This window comes from Streptomyces sp. NPDC002130, assembly GCF_040296465.1.
In the GTDB taxonomy this organism is placed as follows: domain Bacteria; phylum Actinomycetota; class Actinomycetes; order Streptomycetales; family Streptomycetaceae; genus Streptomyces.
In genome coordinates, this window is the sequence record NZ_JBEOXI010000003.1 from 18,889 (window position 1) to 36,604 (window position 17,716).

The 17,716-nt window shown below is 70.8% G+C and carries 15 protein-coding genes and 1 tRNA gene; 8 read left to right on the forward strand and 8 right to left on the reverse strand.

From position 1 onward, the window contains the following. Positions 1–8 precede the first annotated feature (8 nt). Positions 9–434, forward strand: coding sequence for a hypothetical protein (locus ABT116_RS00955; RefSeq protein ID WP_351626094.1), 426 nt, complete (start codon positions 9–11; stop codon positions 432–434). Between the two features lie 14 nt (positions 435–448). Here ABT116_RS00955 and ABT116_RS00960 read toward each other — a convergent pair whose 3' ends face one another. Beyond that, positions 449–1,210: an SDR family oxidoreductase gene (locus ABT116_RS00960; RefSeq protein ID WP_351625950.1), complete on the reverse strand. Its 762-nt coding sequence runs from the start codon at positions 1,208–1,210 to the stop codon at positions 449–451. A gap of 145 nt (positions 1,211–1,355) precedes the next feature. Between ABT116_RS00960 and ABT116_RS00965 the strand changes: the two genes are divergently transcribed. Beyond that, positions 1,356–2,222 (forward strand): helix-turn-helix domain-containing protein, encoded by an 867-nt coding sequence (locus ABT116_RS00965; RefSeq protein WP_351625952.1) that lies wholly within the window; start codon positions 1,356–1,358, stop codon positions 2,220–2,222. Positions 2,223–2,609: 387 nt separating this feature from the next. Here the strand turns inward: ABT116_RS00965 and ABT116_RS00970 are convergent, their stop codons facing one another. After that, positions 2,610–3,998, reverse strand: a complete 1,389-nt coding sequence (locus ABT116_RS00970) for a cystathionine beta-synthase (RefSeq protein ID WP_351625955.1) — start codon at positions 3,996–3,998, stop codon at positions 2,610–2,612. Between the two features lie 158 nt (positions 3,999–4,156). Between ABT116_RS00970 and ABT116_RS00975 the strand changes: the two genes are divergently transcribed. The 3 genes from ABT116_RS00975 to ABT116_RS00985 all read left to right on the forward strand — a co-directional run bounded on the left by ABT116_RS00975 (position 4,157) and on the right by ABT116_RS00985 (position 7,637). Further along, on the forward strand, positions 4,157–5,182 hold the full coding sequence (locus ABT116_RS00975; RefSeq protein WP_351625958.1) for an SGNH/GDSL hydrolase family protein: 1,026 nt from the start codon (positions 4,157–4,159) through the stop codon (positions 5,180–5,182). Positions 5,183–5,360: 178 nt separating this feature from the next. After that, positions 5,361–6,581, forward strand: coding sequence for an acetyl-CoA C-acetyltransferase (locus ABT116_RS00980; RefSeq protein ID WP_351625959.1), 1,221 nt, complete (start codon positions 5,361–5,363; stop codon positions 6,579–6,581). 273 nt (positions 6,582–6,854) lie between these two features. Continuing rightward, positions 6,855–7,637 carry a hypothetical protein gene (locus ABT116_RS00985; RefSeq protein ID WP_351625961.1) on the forward strand — a complete coding sequence of 261 codons (783 nt, stop codon included), beginning with the start codon at positions 6,855–6,857 and terminating at the stop codon, positions 7,635–7,637. Positions 7,638–7,724: 87 nt separating this feature from the next. Here ABT116_RS00985 and ABT116_RS00990 read toward each other — a convergent pair whose 3' ends face one another. Then, on the reverse strand, positions 7,725–8,030 hold the full coding sequence (locus ABT116_RS00990; protein WP_351625963.1) for a hypothetical protein: 306 nt from the start codon (positions 8,028–8,030) through the stop codon (positions 7,725–7,727). A gap of 101 nt (positions 8,031–8,131) precedes the next feature. Between ABT116_RS00990 and ABT116_RS00995 the strand changes: the two genes are divergently transcribed. After that, positions 8,132–8,362 (forward strand): DUF4287 domain-containing protein, encoded by a 231-nt coding sequence (locus ABT116_RS00995; RefSeq protein ID WP_003990751.1) that lies wholly within the window; start codon positions 8,132–8,134, stop codon positions 8,360–8,362. A gap of 74 nt (positions 8,363–8,436) precedes the next feature. On the opposite strand, the gene ABT116_RS01000 is transcribed toward ABT116_RS00995, so the two are convergent. From ABT116_RS01000 to ABT116_RS01010, 3 genes are all read right to left on the reverse strand, one after another. Then, positions 8,437–9,348: a Bax inhibitor-1/YccA family protein gene (locus ABT116_RS01000; RefSeq protein ID WP_344464040.1), complete on the reverse strand. Its 912-nt coding sequence runs from the start codon at positions 9,346–9,348 to the stop codon at positions 8,437–8,439. Between the two features lie 158 nt (positions 9,349–9,506). Next, complete coding sequence (locus ABT116_RS01005) at positions 9,507–10,682, reverse strand: 4-hydroxybenzoate 3-monooxygenase (protein WP_351625967.1); 1,176 nt, start codon at positions 10,680–10,682, stop codon at positions 9,507–9,509. A gap of 134 nt (positions 10,683–10,816) precedes the next feature. Next, positions 10,817–10,900 (reverse strand) — tRNA-Leu (locus tag ABT116_RS01010). Between the two features lie 416 nt (positions 10,901–11,316). On the opposite strand from ABT116_RS01010, the gene ABT116_RS01015 reads away from it, so the two are divergent. Further along, the gene (locus ABT116_RS01015) at positions 11,317–12,087 is read left to right on the forward strand and encodes an ABC transporter ATP-binding protein (protein ID WP_351625970.1); all 771 of its coding nucleotides are present in this window, start codon (positions 11,317–11,319) and stop codon (positions 12,085–12,087) included. Positions 12,088–12,125: 38 nt separating this feature from the next. Further along, positions 12,126–14,660 (forward strand): ABC transporter permease, encoded by a 2,535-nt coding sequence (locus ABT116_RS01020; RefSeq protein WP_351625972.1) that lies wholly within the window; start codon positions 12,126–12,128, stop codon positions 14,658–14,660. 75 nt (positions 14,661–14,735) lie between these two features. Here ABT116_RS01020 and ABT116_RS01025 read toward each other — a convergent pair whose 3' ends face one another. Continuing rightward, a complete protein-coding gene (locus tag ABT116_RS01025; protein WP_351625975.1) occupies positions 14,736–16,043 on the reverse strand; it encodes a class I SAM-dependent methyltransferase in 1,308 nt (435 codons plus the stop codon). A gap of 260 nt (positions 16,044–16,303) precedes the next feature. Then, positions 16,304–17,692, reverse strand: coding sequence for an NAD(P)/FAD-dependent oxidoreductase (locus tag ABT116_RS01030; RefSeq protein WP_351625978.1), 1,389 nt, complete (start codon positions 17,690–17,692; stop codon positions 16,304–16,306). Positions 17,693–17,716 lie beyond the last annotated feature (24 nt).

Sequence of the window (17,716 nt, forward strand, 5' to 3'; positions counted from 1 at the left end):
TGACGGGAATGGACGCGCGGGACACCGATCTGAAGAGGGAACTCGACGCCACCCTGCACGCCCGCAGGGAGCTGGGCGAGGACTACGAGTCGGCGCTGGTCGACTCCTTCCTGGAGAAGGTCGACCAGCGGATCGACGGCGCGGTGGAGCGCCGGGTGCGACGGCAGCTCGCCGAGCAGCAGATGCAGACGGCCCGCGACTCCCGGTCGCCGAGGGCCACGGACTCCTGGGGCGAGCGGTTCGGCTTCGGGATCGTCTCCCTGGTCCTCGCGGTGCCGCTGTCCGCGATCGGCGGGGCCCTGGCCCAGCTGCCCGGGATGCTGGTCGCCTGGGCGGGCATCGTCGGCGTCAACGTCGCCCAGGCGGCCCGTACCAACCCGGACCTCTTCGGCCGCCGCCCCAAGTCCTCCCGGGACAGCGGCTGGGAGGACTGAGCGCCCGGCCCGCTTCAGACCTGCCGCGTCGGCAGCGCGACGATCTGCCGCAGGTTCACCCGCCGCGGCCGGCTCGTCACGTAGGCCACCAGGTCGGCCAGCTCCTCGGCGGACAGTGCGCCCACCGCGTCGACCAGGTCCTCCACCTGCCGGGACAGTTCCGCGTCGGAGATGTGGGTGCGCAGCTCGCTCTCGACGATACCGGGCTCGATGTTGGTGACCCGGACGTCCCGCGGCCCGAACTCCCCGCGCAGGGCTTCCGACAGATAGGTGACGGCCGCCTTGGACGCGCCGTACACCGCGTAGTTCGGGAAGCTGAGGTGCGCGGCGACGGACGAGATGTTCACGATGTCGGCCGTACGGCCGTCAGCGGCGGCGCTCACCAGGTCGCCGGTGAAGGCGCCGATCATCCGCAGCACCCCGGCGACGTTGGTGTCGAGCATCCGCTGCCACTCGTCGGTGCGCCGGGCGTCGACGGGGTGCGGCAGCATGACACCGGCGCAGTTCACGACCAGGTCGACGGTCCCGTACTCCGCGTGGACACGGTCGGCGGCGTCCGCCACGGACGTCTCGTCGGTGACGTCGGCCGCGACGGCCAGGGCCTGCCCGCCGTCGGCCCGGATCTTCCCGGCGATCGCCGTGAGCCGTTCCGCACGCCGGGCCACCAACGCCACCCGGGCCCCCTGGGCGGCCAGCAGCACGGCGACGGCCTCGCCGATCCCGCTCGCGGCCCCGGTGACGACGGCGGTACGGCCGGCCAGGCTGTCGTACGACATGGGGTTCCTCCTCGGTGCCGGCCGGGGCGTCTCCCCGGCCTCGGACCCCACCCTCGGCGGCTGCGCCCGCCCTACCCAGGGCTGCGCTCTTCCTGGGTCTGGCAGTACCAGGTTCGCCGGGCCCGTACGGCCTAGGCTCGGTCCCATGGACGGAGAACTGGGGGACTTCCTGCGCTCGCGCCGCGCCCGGATCCGGCCGGAGGAGGTGGGGCTGCCGTCCTACGGCCGCCGCCGCGTCCCGGGCCTGCGCCGCGAGGAGGTGGCGCAGCTGGCCGGGGTGAGCGTCGACTACTACGTCCGCCTCGAGCAGGGCAGGGGGCCCGGGGACCCCTCGCGGACCCGGTCCGGGGGCGTGTCGGACGCGGTGCTGGACGCGATCGCGCGGGTGCTGCGGCTGGACGCGTCCGAGCACGCGTACCTGCGGGCGGTCGCCCGGCCCCGCCGGCAGGACGGGCACGGTGGTCCGGGCACACCGGCCGCGGCCCGGGTGCGCCCGGGTGTTCAGCTGCTCCTGGACGGCATGGACCGCAACCCGGCCTACGTCCTGGACCACCGCATGGAGGTGCTCGCCTGGAACGCCCTCGCCGACGCCGTGCTCGGCTTCAGCGGCCCGGGCGAGGAGCTCAGCCTGCCGCGGCGTCTCTTCCTCGACCCCGCCGCGCGCGAGCTCTACCCTGACTGGGCCGACGTCACCGCCCAGACGGTCGCGCACCTGCGTCTGCAGGCGGGCCATCACCCCGGCGACCCGGCCACGGGGGAGCTCGTCGCCGAACTCACGCGGGCCAGCGAGCGGTTCCGCCACCTGTGGGCCGACCACCTGGTCAAGCCCTGCGACCACGGCGTGAAGCTCCTGCGGCACCCGGTCGCGGGCCTGCTGACCCTCCCCTACGAGACCCTCAGGATCCCGGCGGCCCCGGACCAGACGATCGTCGCGTACTCGCCCGGACCGGGCTCGGAGACGGCGGAACGCCTGGCGCTGCTGGGGAGCTGGGCGACGAGCCACACGGGCTGACACCGCGCGGGTGAGATGCGGGGGTGAAACTCGGGTGAGATGCGCGGGTGAAACGCGGATGAGGTGCGCGGGGACCGCCGCACCCCCGTGAACGGGGGGCGGGACGACGGCGGTCCCCGCGAAGGACGCGGGCCCGGTCAGGCCGGGCGTGCGCGTCCATGGCGTCCGTGGAGGTCCGGGAGCCGCTCCGGAGGTCCTGTGACGCCGTTCGGCGCCGGCCTGGGCGGGGAGCCGCTCCCGCCCTGCCGACATCCACCAATGTGCAGGACGCGTGTTAAGCGGGTGCTGCGCGAACGTGACACCCACGTACCGGTTCCGCGAAGTCCGCGAAGATCACGGACTACGCAAGTTCACCCGGTTCACGGGCAGTTCACCGGACATTGGCCGTCACTTCCCCGTACGGGCGAGGAAGGACAGCAGGTCCTGCCGGCTGACCACACCGGTCGGCTTGCCCTCGACGAGGACGATCGCCGCGTCCGCCTTGCCCAGCACGGCCATCAGGTCCGCGACCGGCTCGCCGGAGCCGACCTGGGGCAGCGGGCCGGACATGTGCTTCTCCAGCGGGTCCTCCAGCGAGGCGCTCTTGCTGAACAGCGCGTCCAGCAGCTCGCGTTCCACGACCGAGCCGACGACCTCGGCCGCCATCACGTCGGGGTGGCCGGCGCCCGGCTTGACGACCGGCATCTGCGAGACGCCGTACTCGCGCAGCACCTCGATGGCCTGACCGACCGTCTCCTCCGGGTGCATGTGGACGAGGGAGGGCATGCGGTCGCCCTCCTTGTCGTTCAGGACGTCGCCGACCCGGGCGCTCGGGCCCGTGTCCTCGAGGAAGCCGTAGTCGGCCATCCACTCGTCGTTGAAGATCTTGCTGAGGTAGCCGCGGCCGCTGTCCGGCAGCAGCACCACCACGACGTCGTCCGGGCCGAGCCGCTCGGCGACCTCCAGCGCGGCGACGACCGCCATGCCGCAGGAGCCGCCCACCAGGAGGCCCTCCTCCTTGGCCAGGCGGCGGGTCATCTGGAAGGAGTCCTTGTCGGAGACGGCGACGATCTCGTCCGCGACGGTCCGGTCGTAGGCGGTCGGCCAGAAGTCCTCACCGACGCCCTCGACGAGGTAGGGCCGGCCGGAGCCGCCGGAGTAGACGGAGCCCTCGGGGTCCGCGCCGACGACCTTGACCTTGCCGTCGCTGATCTCCTTCAGATAGCGCCCGGTTCCGGAGATGGTGCCGCCGGTGCCCACGCCCGCCACGAAGTGGGTGATCTTCCCCTCCGTCTGCTCCCACAGCTCCGGGCCGGTCGAGTGGTAGTGGGAGAGCGGGTTGTTGGGGTTGGAGTACTGGTCCGGCTTCCAGGCCCCGGGCGTCTCACGGACCAGCCGGTCGGAGACGTTGTAGTACGAGTCCGGGTGCTCGGGGTCGACGGCGGTCGGGCAGACGACGACCTCGGCACCGTAGGCGCGCAGCACGTTGATCTTGTCGGTGCTCACCTTGTCGGGGCACACGAAGATGCACTTGTACCCCTTCTGCTGGGCGACGATGGCGAGCCCGACGCCGGTGTTGCCGCTGGTCGGCTCGACGATCGTGCCGCCGGGCTTGAGCGCGCCGCTCTCCTCCGCCGCCTCGATCATGCGCAGGGCGATGCGGTCCTTCACCGAACCGCCGGGGTTGAAGTACTCCACCTTGGCCAGGACGGTCGCCCTGATGCCCTTGGTCACGCTGTTGAGCTTCACCAGCGGGGTGTTGCCGACGAGGCTGATCATCGAGTCGTGGAATTGCACCGTTGTCTCCGGATGCCGCAAAGAAGTGATCCTGATGGTGCCGCCAGCCTATGACCTCACCGTGGTCCGTGACGGTCGTTCACTCCCCGTTGCGATTGGGCGACGGCCTGTACGGGGCAAGCACTGGGTGTACGGGTTCGAGGAGGTGGCAGCGACGCATGACGAGCATGTCGAGGGCGAGGGTGGCCCGGCGGATCGCGGCCGGCGCGGCGTACGGCGGCGGCGGGGTCGGTCTGGCCGGGGCGGCCGCACTGGGGCTGGTGCTGGCCGAGGTGCAGCTGGCGCGGCGCCGGGTGGGCAACGGCACGTCTCCTCATGTGCCGCACGCGGACGGGTTGTACGGCCGTACGTACGCCGGTCCGGCCGGGGCACCGCTGAGGCTGACGATGCTGGGTGACTCCACGGCCGCCGGCCAGGGCGTGCACCGGGGCGGGCAGACACCGGGGGCGCTGCTGGCGTCGGGGCTGGCCGCGCTGGCGGAGCGCCCGGTGGAGCTGCGCACGGTGGCGACCCCGGGGGCATGCTCGGACGACCTGGACCGCCAGGTGTCCCTGGTGCTGGCCGATCCCGCTCCGGTGCCGGACATCTGCGTGATCATGGTCGGGGCGAACGACGTCACCCACCGCATGCCGGCGACCCGCTCGGTGCGCTGTCTTGCCTCGGCGGTGCGGCGGCTGCGCACGGCCGGTGCGGAGGTCGTGGTCGGCACCTGCCCGGACCTCGGCACGATCGAGCCGGTCCGGCAGCCCCTGCGCTGGCTGGCCCGGCGGGCCTCGCGCCAGCTGGCGGCCGCCCAGACGATCGGAGTCGTCGAACAGGGCGGCCGCACCGTGTCGCTGGGCGACCTGCTGGGCCCCGAGTTCGCGGAGAACCCGCGCGAGCTGTTCGGCCCGGACAGCTACCACCCCTCGGCCGAGGGCTACGCGACGGCGGCGATGGCGGTCCTGCCGACCGTCTGCGCGTCCCTGGGACTGTGGCCCGCCGAGGAGGAGCGCCCGGACGCCTCCCGCCGCGAGGGCTTCCTGCCGGTGGCACGGGCGGCGGCGGAGGCCGCCTCGGAGGCGGGCACGGAGGTCGCGGCGGCGATGCCGAGCGGGCCGCGCGGCCCATGGGCCCTGCTGAAGCGCCGGCGGCGCCGGCGGGTACCCGAGCAGGAGCCGGCCCCCGCGACTCCTTCGAGCTGAGGAGCACCGAACCGCTTCGAGCCGAGGAGCACCGAACCTACGCGCTGGGGAGCACCGAAAAGCAAGCGCTTGGAAACTGCGGTCAGGGTCACACCGTGACACCCGTGACCCAGGCCATACGTACGGGTAACTTCCCAGTCAGCCCTGCCAGACCACCCGGTACGCCAATGGAGCCGTGATGCCCGAAGCCGTGATCGTCTCAGCCGCCCGCTCCCCCATCGGCCGCGCCTTCAAGGGCTCCCTGAAGGACCTGCGACCGGACGACCTGACCGCCACGATCATCCAGGCCGCACTGGCCAAGGTCCCCGAGCTGGACCCGAGGGACATCGACGACCTGATGCTCGGCTGCGGCCTGCCCGGCGGCGAGCAGGGCCACAACCTCGGCCGCGTCGTCGCCGTGCAGATGGGCATGGACCACCTGCCGGGCTGCACCATCACCCGGTACTGCTCCTCCTCCCTGCAGACCTCCCGGATGGCCCTGCACGCCATCAAGGCCGGTGAGGGCGACGTCTTCATCTCGGCCGGCGTCGAGACGGTCTCCCGTTACGCCAAGGGCAACTCCGACAGCCTCCCGGACACGCACAACCCGCTGTTCGCAGACGCCGAGGCCCGTACCGCCGCGGTCGCCGAGTCCGAGGGCTCGACCTGGCACGACCCGCGCGAGGACGGCCTGCTGCCCGACCCGTACATCGCGATGGGCCAGACCGCCGAGAACCTGGCCCGCTCCAAGGGCGTCACCCGCCAGGACATGGACGAGTTCGGCGTCCGCTCGCAGAACCTCGCCGAGGAAGCCATCAAGAACGGCTTCTGGGAGCGCGAGATCACCCCGGTCACCCTCCCCGACGGCACGGTCGTCTCCAAGGACGACGGCCCCCGCGCCGGCGTCACCCTGGAGGGCGTGCAGGGCCTCAAGCCGGTCTTCCGCCCCGACGGCATGGTCACCGCCGCCAACTGCTGTCCGCTGAACGACGGCGCCGCCGCCCTCGTGATCATGTCCGACACCAAGGCCCGTGAGCTCGGCCTCACCCCGCTGGCCCGCATCGTCTCGACCGGCGTCTCCGGCCTCTCGCCCGAGATCATGGGCCTCGGCCCCGTGGAGGCCAGCGAGCAGGCGCTGCGCCGCGCCGGGCTGAGCATCGACGACATCGACCTGGTCGAGATCAACGAGGCGTTCGCCGCCCAGGTGATCCCCTCCTACCGCGACCTGGGCATCCCGCTGGAGAAGCTGAACGTCAACGGCGGCGCGATCGCCGTCGGCCACCCCTTCGGCATGACCGGCGCCCGCATCACGACGACGCTGATCAACTCCCTCCAGTTCCACGACAAGCAGTTCGGTCTGGAGACGATGTGCGTCGGCGGCGGCCAGGGCATGGCCATGGTGATCGAGCGTCTCAGCTGATCGGCAGGGCGTAGCCGCCATAGCACCCGCTGTGAGCCCCCGGCCCGGAACCCTGGAAACTCCAGGGTTCCGGGCTGTTTTGTGATCCAATCTCCCCCAGGATGTGACCTATCTCCCTCCGCCCGGGGAGAAGCCCAGGTCACAGCAGCCCCACCCCCTCCCCCGACACCGAAGCCCTGTCCGTTTCGTGATGTTACGCACTGACAGCTGGTTAGTCCGCCCTTCAAGCTGATGTAGGAAGTCGGGGGTCGACTTTGAACCGGGAGTACGTCAGTGAGCGCCATGCCGATCGCGTTGCTGGTCACCACGGCCGCCACGGGCGCCGTGGGCGTCGCCGTCCTGCGCACCGTCCTGCAGCTGCGCCGACAGGTCGCTGCCCTGCACACGGCGCTGGCCGAGAGCCGCGCCGCCACCACCCGTGCGCTGCTGCCCGCCGCTCGTACCGCTGCCGACACCGATGAGATACGCGCCGCCGTGGCGGCGGCACTCGCCGAGGAGCGGGAGCGGGAGCTCGCCGAGGCGCGGGCGTTCTGGGCCGCCCAGGAGGCCCGTGACGCCTCCGACGCGCCCTCCCTGCTGGGCCTGCCCGAGGTCGATCTGTTCCTGCCTCGCCAGGCCGATTTCGCGGGTCTGGAGCCGGTGTCCGAGCCCGGCGCGGACATCGAGGAGCCGGCCGGCGAATCCCCGGAGCTGGCCGCGGCCCGCCGTCGCCACCCCTCCCACCCGGACTTCGTGCCGGCCCAGTCGCCGGTCGTGAACGACCACGAGCGCACCGTCGCCACCCTGGAGGAGCTGGCCTCCTCCCGCGTCGAGCTGACGGACGTGCGCCCCGGCCCGCTGGGCACGCTGGACGTGTACGTCTTCGCCGACGGCACGACCCTGTGCATGACCCCGGGCCACCGGGAGACGGCGGAGCACCTCGCCGCGGCCCTCCGCGCGGGCGCCACCCCGGTCCTCCTGGGCGGCTCCGGCATCTCGGGCGCCTACACCCTGACGTTCGAGTGCGGCGAGGAGAACGTCTACATCCTGGCGGACCGCGTCATCGCGTCCCTGTAGGAAGCGGCCCGTGGTGGAGCGCCCCGTCAGGGGCGCCGGGAACTGCGCGATCGGCCCGAGACCACCCGCGCCCGCCGACGAAACGGGTCACACCCCCGCCCGCTTCTGCGCCTCCTCCACCAACCGCACCGCCTCATCGACATCGGCGTCCGCCGGAATGACCACCGCCAGATCATTCCCGGCCACGGTGACCTGATCTGCTGCCGCAAACATCCCCGCATCCGGCATCTCCCGAGGCTCCACCCCCTCGAGGACCTGCGCCCTCCGGGCCAACTCCCGGGCCAGCTCCAGAGCCTCAGCGGCAGCGCCCCGCTGCAGCCGGCTCTGGGGCGCAGCCCTCAATCGATCGGCGAAGTGTTCCACCGCACGGGTCAGAGGCGTCGTATCAACCACGCCGCGAGCGTACGCGCCGCAGCGGGACTGTTGCCAACGGGCGAACACTCAGGCACGGTGACCTGAAGGACCGGCTTACATCCCAGCGTCCGGAGGCGCCGATGTCCCAAGTCTTCTCCGAAGAGACCCATCGCAACATGCTCGCCCGCATCCCTCACTGCACCGGTCGTCAGATCTCCGACTGGTTGCGCACCGTCGACGAAGGCCCGGCGCTCTTCCGCTTCGAGGAAAAGGTCAGCTGGCTCCGGCACGAACACAACCTCGCGTACGGCCACGCCAAGGCGATCGTCCACGAGTACGACCTGAGGAGGGCCGCGCGCAAACTCCTCTGAGGCGCGCGCACCCTCCCCCGACGACGAAGGGCCCCGGCCGAAGCCGGGGCCCTTCGCGCTACGACCGTCGAGGACTAGTCGCTGCTGTTGAGGATCGAGAGGATCCTCAGGAACTCCATGTAGATCCACACCAGCGTCAGCGTGAGGCCGAAGGCCGCGAGCCAGGCCTCCTCGCGCGGGGCGCCGTAGGCGATGCCGTCCTCGACCTGCTTGAAGTCCAGGGCGAGGAAGCAGGCACCGAGGATGATGCCGATGACGCCGAAGACGACGCCGAGGGCACCACTGCGGAAGCCGAGGCCGTCACCGCCGCCGAACACCGCGAACAGCAGGTTCACGGTCATCAGCAGGATGAAGCCGAGCGCGGCCGCCATCACGAAGCCGTAGAAACGGCGGTTGACGCGGATCCAGCCGGCCTTGTAGGCGATCAGCACACCGGCGAAGACCGCCATGGTGCCGATCACGGCCTGCATGGCCGCACCGTCGGCGATGCGGTTGTCGACGATGTTGGACACGACGCCGAGGAAGACACCCTCGAAAGCGGCGTACGTCAGGATCAGCGCGGGCGAGGCCTTGCGCTTGAAGGACTGCACGAACGCCAGGACCATGCCGATCAGCGCGGCGCCGATACCGATGCCGTAGCTACGGCTGATGTTGGCGTCGTCGATCGGAAGCAGGGCCCAGGAGAGCGCCGCGGTGAGGATGAGCACACCGAGCGTGCTCGCGGTGCGCAGGACGACGTCGTCGATGGTCATCCGGCCGGTGGTGGCCGGGGCCTGCGGCGGCGCGCCGTACTGCAGGTCCTGCTGCTGGGCGTAAGGGTTCTGCGCGTACGGGTTCTGCGCGTACGGGTTGCCAGTCGGCTGGGCGTACGGGTTGCCCTGGGTGGCGACAGCGGGACCCCCGGCCTGCGGCGCGGTGTTGAAGCCCGCGTAGCCGTTGTCGCGGCTGAACCCCCGTCGCGAGAAGACCGGGTTTCTGCTCCTCATTTCACTCCTCCATGGCCACCAGGCGTGGCCTTGGCTCAAGAGTAATAGGTAGGCAAAGGAATGACCCTACTGCTTGGGGAGGATCTTTCCCTCTTCGTGCTGGGCAACACGCTACGTGGCGTGGTGATTCCCCTCACCGGAGGGGGTCGTCCGCGGACTCAGCCGAAGGGGAAACCCGTGTACGCCTCCGCCAGGTCCGTCTCGGCGGCGCGGGAGGAGGCGATCCGCTCCAGCCGGGCGAGCTGGAGCCGGTCCTCGAAGGGCGTCGCGCCGGGTGCGCGGTGCAGCAGCGTCGTCATGTCGTAGGAGAACCGCTCCGCCTGCCAGACCCGGCGCAGGCAGGTCGCGGAGTAGGCGTCGAGCAGCTCCGCCGATCCGGTCTCCTGCCGGTGGATCAGGGCCCGGGCGAAGGTCACGACGTCGCCGACGGCGAGGTTCAGGCCCTTGGCCCCGGTCGGGGGGACGATGTGCGCCGCGTCGCCGGCGAGGAAGAGGCGGCCGTGGCGCATGGGCTCGTGGACGTGGGAGCGCATCGGCGTGACCGATTTCTGGGTGATCGGGCCGCGCTCCAAACGCCAGTCGTCGGCGGTCTCGAACCGGCGCTCCAGTTCGTCCCAGATCTCCTCGTCGCTCCACGCCTCGGCGTCGGTGCCGTCGGGCACCTGGAGGTAGAGGCGGGAGACGGCCGGCGACCGCATGGAGAGCAGGGCGAATCCGCGGTCGTGGCGGGCGTAGACGAGCTCGTCGTGCGAGGGCGGCACGTCGGCGAGGATGCCGAGCCAGCCGAAGGGGTACGTCCGTTCGAAGACCCGGGTGAGCCCGGCGGGGATCGCCTTGCGGGCCACGCCCCAGAAACCGTCGCAGCCGACGACGTAGGAGCACTCCAGGACGTCCTCGCGGCCCTCGTGCCGGAAGCGGATCCGCGGGGCGTCGGTGCCGGCGTCCTCCACGGCCAGCGCCTCCGCCTCGAAGAGCAGGGGCCCGCCCTCCCGGAGCTGGAGGGCGATGAGGTCCTTGCACACCTCGGTCTGGGCGTAGACCATCACGGACCGGCCGCCGGTGAGGGCGGGGAAGTCGACGCGGTGGCGCGTGCGGTCGAAGCGCAGCTCGATGCCGTCGTGGCGCAACCCCTCGCGGTCCATGCGCTCCCCGGCGCCGGCCGAGCGCAGCACGTCCGCCGTGCCCTGTTCCAGGATCCCGGCGCGCTGCCGCCGTTCGACGTAGGAGCGGTCGCGGCTCTCCAGGACGACCGAGTCGATGCCGGCGTTGTGGAGCAGCCGGGCGAGGAGGAGGCCGGCGGGGCCCGCTCCGATGATGCCGACGGTGGTGCGCATCGAACGACCCCTTCTCATCCACGTTCGTCAGGTGAAATTTCTTTCACCATGTGGGTGTGAGTCTCCGACGGCATGCGGTCGCTGTCAACGGGCACGCCGTGAACTCTTCAATGGACCACACAGGGATCGGAAGGTGCCCGGAGCCGGACTCGAACCGGCACGCCCGCGAAGGGGCAGCGAGGTTTAAGCTCGCCGTGTCTGCATTCCACCATCCGGGCAGGCCGTGGGCTCCGCATCGAGGTTCCGAGACTATCCGGACGGGTCCCCCGAACAGCGGAAGCGTGGACCGATGTTGTCTTATTTTATTGATGTCTGAGGGTGCATCAGCACACGGAACAGGCCATCCGCACTTGCCAATAGCCTTGCGTGCGGTGGTCGGCCGTGTATGCGGAATGACGGAATTTCACCGCCTGAACGAGGGCACTCCACCTGTTCTCGACACCCGGAAGCATCTGTTCCCGACACCGGGGCCCCTCAGGGGCGTTCGTCATCCCCAGGTATGACACTGCCCCGCGCGGTCAGACCGCAGTCGGTCCCCGGAACCGGAACAGCGGGGGACTACACGGCGGCGTGGGACCCGGACGATGGAACACGTCCTTCCCCATGCACAGCCGTCCGACAGGAGTGCCATCCCGTGACCACCGCTTCCCTCACCGACCGGGCCACCGCAGCGGCCGCGCGCGCCACGGATCTGTCGAAGATCTACGGGCAGGGTGAGACCCAGGTGGTCGCCCTGGACCGCGTCTCCGTCGACTTCCGGCAGGCGGAGTTCACCGCGATCATGGGTCCGTCCGGCTCCGGCAAGTCCACCCTGATGCACTGCGTGGCCGGCCTCGACTCCTTCTCCTCCGGGTCGGTGCGCATCGGCGACACCGAGCTCGGCTCACTGAAGGACAAGCAGCTGACCAAGCTGCGCCGGGACAAGATCGGCTTCATCTTCCAGGCGTTCAACCTGCTGCCGACCCTCACGGCCCTGGAGAACATCACCCTTCCGATGGACATCGCGGGGCGCAAGCCGGACAAGCAGTGGCTGGACTCCGTCATCCGGATGATCGGCCTGGCGGACCGGCTCGGCCACCGTCCGTCCCAGCTCTCCGGCGGCCAGCAGCAGCGCGTCGCCGTGGCCCGGGCGCTGGCCTCCCGGCCCGAGATCATCTTCGGGGACGAGCCCACCGGAAACCTCGACTCGCGCTCGGGCGCCGAGGTGCTGGGCTTCCTGCGCAACTCCGTGCGGGAGCTGGGTCAGACGGTGGTGATGGTGACGCACGACCCGGTGGCCGCCGCCTACGCGGACCGGGTGATCTTCCTCGCGGACGGCCGGATCGTCGACGAGATGCACGGGCCGACGGCCGACTCCGTGCTCGACCGCATGAAGGCGTTCGACGCCAAGGGCCGCACCAGCTGATCCCCCGTCAGGACCGACAGGACTGAGAAGAAGAACCCATGTTCCGTACCGCCTTGCGCAATGTGCTCGCACACAAGGCCCGGCTCCTGATGACCGTGCTCGCCGTGATGCTCGGCGTCGCATTCGTCTCCGGCACCCTGGTCTTCGCCGACACCCTCTCCAACGCCTTCCGCAACCAGTCGGCCAAGAGCTACGACGACGTCGCCGTCGCCGTCTCCTCGTACGCCGACCCGGACAACCGCGAGGAGGAGCCGGGCCTGTCCGGCAAGGTCCTCGACAGGATCTCCGCGGTTGACGGCGTCGCAGGGGTGTACGGCCGTGTCGAGGGCTTCGCCGGGGTCGCCGACCCCGACGGGAAGCTGATCGGCGTCGGCTGGTCCAACAAGGGCTCCAACTTCGCCCCCGGCAAGGACGGCAAGGACGCGGCCTACACGTTCACCGAGGGCTCCGGCCCGGTGAAGGACGACCAGATCGCCCTGGACGAGGAGTCCGCCGCCAAGGGCGAGTACAAGGTCGGCGACCGGGTGCGCGTCGCGACCAACGGCCCGGTGAAGGAGTACACCCTCAGCGGGGTGTTCACCACCGAGGACGGCGCCGTCAACGCCGGCGGCAGCCTCGTCCTCTTCGACACCGCCGTCGCCCAGAAGCAGTACCTGAAGCCCGGCTACTTCGAGAGCGTCACCGTCACCGCCGCCCCCGGGGCGAACGACACGAAGATCCTGGACGCGGTCAAGCCGCTGCTGCCGGACACCGCCGAGGCGAAGACCGGCCAGGCGCTCGCCGACGAGCAGGCCGAGCAGATCGAGCAGGGCATGGGCAACCTCAAGCAGGTCCTGCTCGGCTTCGCGGGCATCGCGCTCTTCGTCGGGATCTTCCTGATCTCCAACACGTTCACGATGCTGGTCGCCCAGCGCACCAAGGAGATCGCCCTGATGCGCGCCGTCGGCGCGTCCCGCAGGCAGATCACCCGCTCGGTGCTCGCCGAGGCCGCGCTGGTCGGTCTGGTCGCCTCGGCCGTCGGTTTCGTCCTCGGCATCGGCCTGGCCGTCGGACTCCGCTCCGGCATGGCCGCGTTCGACATGAAGATGCCGGACGGTCCGCTGATCCTGTCCGCCACGCCGGTGATCGCGGCTCTCGCGGTGGGCGTCCTGATCACGACGTTCGCCGCCTGGCTGCCCGGCCGCCGGGCCGCGAAGATCCCGCCGGTGGCAGCCATGAACAGTGTCCACGCGGTGGCCACCACCAAGTCGCTGGTGCTGCGCAACTCCATCGGTGCGGTCGTCACCGCCCTCGGTGCGACGGGGATCGTGGCGGGTGCCTCGACCGGCGGCGACGACGGCCGCATGTACATCGGGGCGGGCGCCTTCCTCGCGCTGATCGGCGTGATCATCCTGATTCCGCTGCTGTCCCGGCCCGTGATCGCGCTCGTCCGTCCGCTGCTCGCCGGCCCGTTCGGGGTGGCCGGCAAGCTGGCCGGCCAGAACGCGGTCCGCAACCCGCGCCGCACCGGCGCCACCGCCTCGGCACTGGCCATCGGACTGACGCTGGTGACCGGCCTTTCGGTGCTCGGCATCACGGTCGGCACGGCCATCGACAAGATGACCACCGACAACATCAAGGCCGACTACATGGTCTCGATGGCCAACGGCGGTGACCTCGACCGGTCGGCCCTGACCGCGCTGGAGAAGGCGAAGGGCGTGTCCGCTCTCTCGCCGCAGCAGAGCTCCTACTTCAAGGTCGACGGCGACGACTTCGTCTCCGCCTCGGCGGTCACCCCCGGCGACATCGAGAAGGTCCTGGCCGTCGACGTCGTCAGCGGCAGCGCGGACTCGCTCGCCGAGGGCCGGATCGCCGTCGCCGAGAAGACGGCGAAGAGCAGGGGCTGGAAGACCGGCGACACCGTCCCCGTCACCTTCGGCGACGACAAGAAGGCCGAGCTGACGGTCGGCGCCGTCTACAAGGACAGCGAGTTCCTCTCCCCCGTCCTCGTCGATCGCAAGATCGTCGACCGGCACGAGACGAAGCCGTCCATCCAGCAGATCTTCGTGAAGGTCGACGGCGGCCAGACCGCGGCGAACGAGAAGGTCATCGTCGACGCGCTGGGCGACAACCCCGCGATCAAGGTCATGGACCGGCAGGACATCCGCAACGAGTTCGGCGGTGCCATCAACACCCTGCTCAACGTCATGTACGGCCTGCTGGCGATGGCGCTGATCATCGCGGTGCTGGGTGTGGTCAACACCCTGGCGATGTCGGTCTTCGAACGGCAGCAGGAGATCGGCATGCTGCGTGCCATCGGCCTGGACCGGCGCCGGGTGAAGCGGATGGTCCGCCTGGAGGCCGTCGTCATCTCGGTGTTCGGCGCCGTGGTCGGCATCGGTCTCGGGGCGTTCCTCGGCTGGGCGATCGGCGAGACCTTCGCGGACCAGATCCCGGGGTACACGCTGGTCCTGCCCTGGGACCGGATCGGGATCTTCCTGGTGCTGGCCGGTCTGGTCGGTGTCCTGGCCGCGATGTGGCCGGCCCGCAACGCCGCGCGGCTGAACATGCTGAACGCGATCAAGGCGGAGTGACGTCGCCGCTGCGCGGTACGCCGAAGGGCCGGGCTCCCCGTGACGGGGAACCCGGCCCTTGCGGTCGTGCCCGGGTCAGTCCTGGTCGGGCGCGCCCCAGGTGCGGGCCCGCAACGGCATCCCGGAGTCGCCCTGGTCCGGGGCGCGGACGGCCAGGACCTGGTTGACGCCGATGCGGTTGCGTTCGAAGGCCAGGGCGCAGGCAGCCATGTACAGGCGCCAGACGCGGGCCCGGCCGGCGCCGGCCTGCTGGACGGCCCGCTGCCAGTCGGCCTCCAGGCGGGTGACCCACTGACGCAGGGTCAGGGCGTAGTGCTCGCGGAGCGCCTCCACGTCGCGCACCTCGAACCCGGCGTGCTCCAGCTGGGTCACGGTGGCGCCGATCGGCTGGAGTTCGCCGTCGGGGAAGACGTAGGAGTCGATGAACGCGTCGACGTTGTACGTCGTCTCGTCGCGCTGCGGGCGTCGGGCGATCTGGTGGTTCAGGAGCCGCCCGCCGGGCTTGAGCAGGTCGTACAGGTCGGCGGCGTACTCCAGGTACCGCTCGGCGCCGACGTGTTCGGCCATGCCGATGGAGGAGATGGCGTCGTAGGGGCCGTCGCGGACGTCCCGGTAGTCCTGGACGCGGATCTCGACCATGTCGGTGAGGCCCTCGTCGGCGACGCGCTTGCGGGCGTAGGCGGCCTGCTCCTGGGAGAGCGTGACACCGACGACGCGCACGCCGTGCTCGCGGGCGGCGTGGACGGCCATGGAGCCCCAGCCGCAGCCGACGTCCAGCAGCCGCCCGCCGGGTCTCAGACCGAGCTTGCGGCAGACCAGTTCGAGCTTGTCGTGCTGGGCCTGTTCGAGGGTGCTGTCCGGGGTGGGCCAGTAGGCGCAGGAGTACACCATGGACGGGCCGAGGACGATCTCGTAGAAGTCGTTGCCGACGTCGTAGTGGTGGCTGATGGCGCGTCGGTCGGTGTGCTTGGTGTGCAGATGGCGGCGGGGTCTGCGGGCCTCCTCGCGGGGCGGGGCGGGCGGCAACGGCAGTCCGGCGAGCTTGACCAGTCCGCGGACGGCGGCACGGACCTCGGGGTCGCGCAGGGCCTGGGCGAGGGTACGGGCGTCCTCACCGCGCTCCCAGATGAGACCGGCCAGCAGATCGAGGGTCGTATAGAGGTCGCCCTCGATGTCGAGGTCCCCCGCCACCCAGGCGCGGGCCAGGCCCAGTTCGCCCGGCTTCCACAGCAGACGGCGCAGCGCGCGGCGGTTGCGTACGACCAGGGTCGGCGCGCCCGGCGGCCCGGCCTGCGAGCCGTCCCATGCGCGGATGCGCACCGGGAGCGGCGCTCCCAGCAACTGTGTGAAGAGGCCCTGCAGCCGCGGCGCGGCGTCTGCCATGGTGTACACCTCCGTGACGAGGAATCCCGGAATGTCCGACACCACGTAAGCACCTGCGGGGCTTCGGCGCAGTCCCCGGCACGCGTCATGTCTGGGCAAAACCGCCGCTTCGCCCGCCCGGACGCGGCGCCCCGACGTGCGGAGGGCCTCGAAGGGGTCTCGGCACGCCGGAGGGCCTCGAAGGGGTCTCGGCACGCCGAAGGGCCCCCCGCACCACGGATGGCGGGAGGCCCTTCGTCAGGCGGATGACCGACCGGAGGTCAGGAGGCCTTGGCCTTCTCCTCGGTCTTCTCCTTCGGCGCGGCGGCGACCGGGGCCGGCTTGGCGGCCTCGTAGAACTCCTCGCGCGGCGTCTCGATGGCGCCGAGCGAGACGACCTCGCGCTTGAGGAACATGCCGAGGGTCCAGTCGGCGAAGACGCGGATCTTGCGGTTCCAGGTCGGCATGGCCAGGCCGTGGTAGCCACGGTGCATGTACCAGGCGAGACGGCCCTTGAGCTTGATCTTCATCTTGCCCATGACGATCATCGCGACGCCCTTGTGCAGGCCGAGACCGGCCACCGCGCCCTTGTTGGCGTGGGCGTAGTCCTTCTGCGGGAAGCCCCGCATGCCGGACACCACGTTGTCGCCGAGGACCCGGGCCTGGCGCAGCGCGTGCTGGGCGTTCGGCGGGCACCAGGCGTTCTCGTTGCCCGCCTTGCGGCCGACGAGGTCCGGGACCTGGGCGTTGTCGCCGGCGGCCCAGATGTAGTCGGTGCCCTTGACCTGGAGGGTCGGCTCGCAGTCGACGTGACCGCGGGGGCCGAGGGGCAGGCCGTAGCGGGCCAGGGCCGGGTTGGGCTTGACGCCGGCGGTCCAGACGATGGTGTTGGAGTCGACCTCGAGGCCGTTCTTCAGCACCACGTGGCCGTCGACGCAGGAGTCCATGGAGGTGGACAGGTAGACCTCGACGCCGCGGCCCTCGAGGTGCTCCTTGCCGTACTTGCCGAGCTTGGGGCCGACCTCGGGGAGGATCTTGTCGGCGGCGTCGACCAGGATGAAGCGCATGTCCTCGCGGGACACGTTCTTGTAGTACTTCGAGGCGTCGCGGGCCATGTCCTCGACCTCGCCGATGGTCTCCGCACCGGCGAATCCGCCGCCCACGAAGACGAAGGTGAGCGCCTTGCGGCGGATCTCCTCGTCGGTGGTGGAGTCGGCCTTGTCGAGCTGCTCGAGGACGTGGTTGCGCAGGCCGATGGCCTCCTCGACGCCCTTCATGCCGATGCCCTGCTCGGCGAGGCCGGGGATCGGGAAGGTGCGGGAGACCGCGCCGAGCGCGATCACCAGGTAGTCGAAGGGCAGCTCGTAGGCCTCGCCGACCAGCGGGGAGACCGTGGCGACCTTGCGGTCCTGGTCGATGGTGGTGACCCGGCCGGTGAGAACCTCCGCCTTGGGCAGCACGCGTCGCAGCGGGACGACGACGTGGCGCGGGGAGATGTTGCCGGCGGCGGCTTCGGGGAGGAAGGGCTGGTAGGTCATGTACGACCGGGGGTCGACGACCGTGACGGTCGCCTCGCCGTAGCGCATCTTCTTCTGGATGCGCCGAGCTGCGTACAGGCCTACGTACCCACCGCCTACTACGAGGATCCTGGGACGCTCCGTGGTGCTCATGCCATCGAGTATCCACCCGTCTCA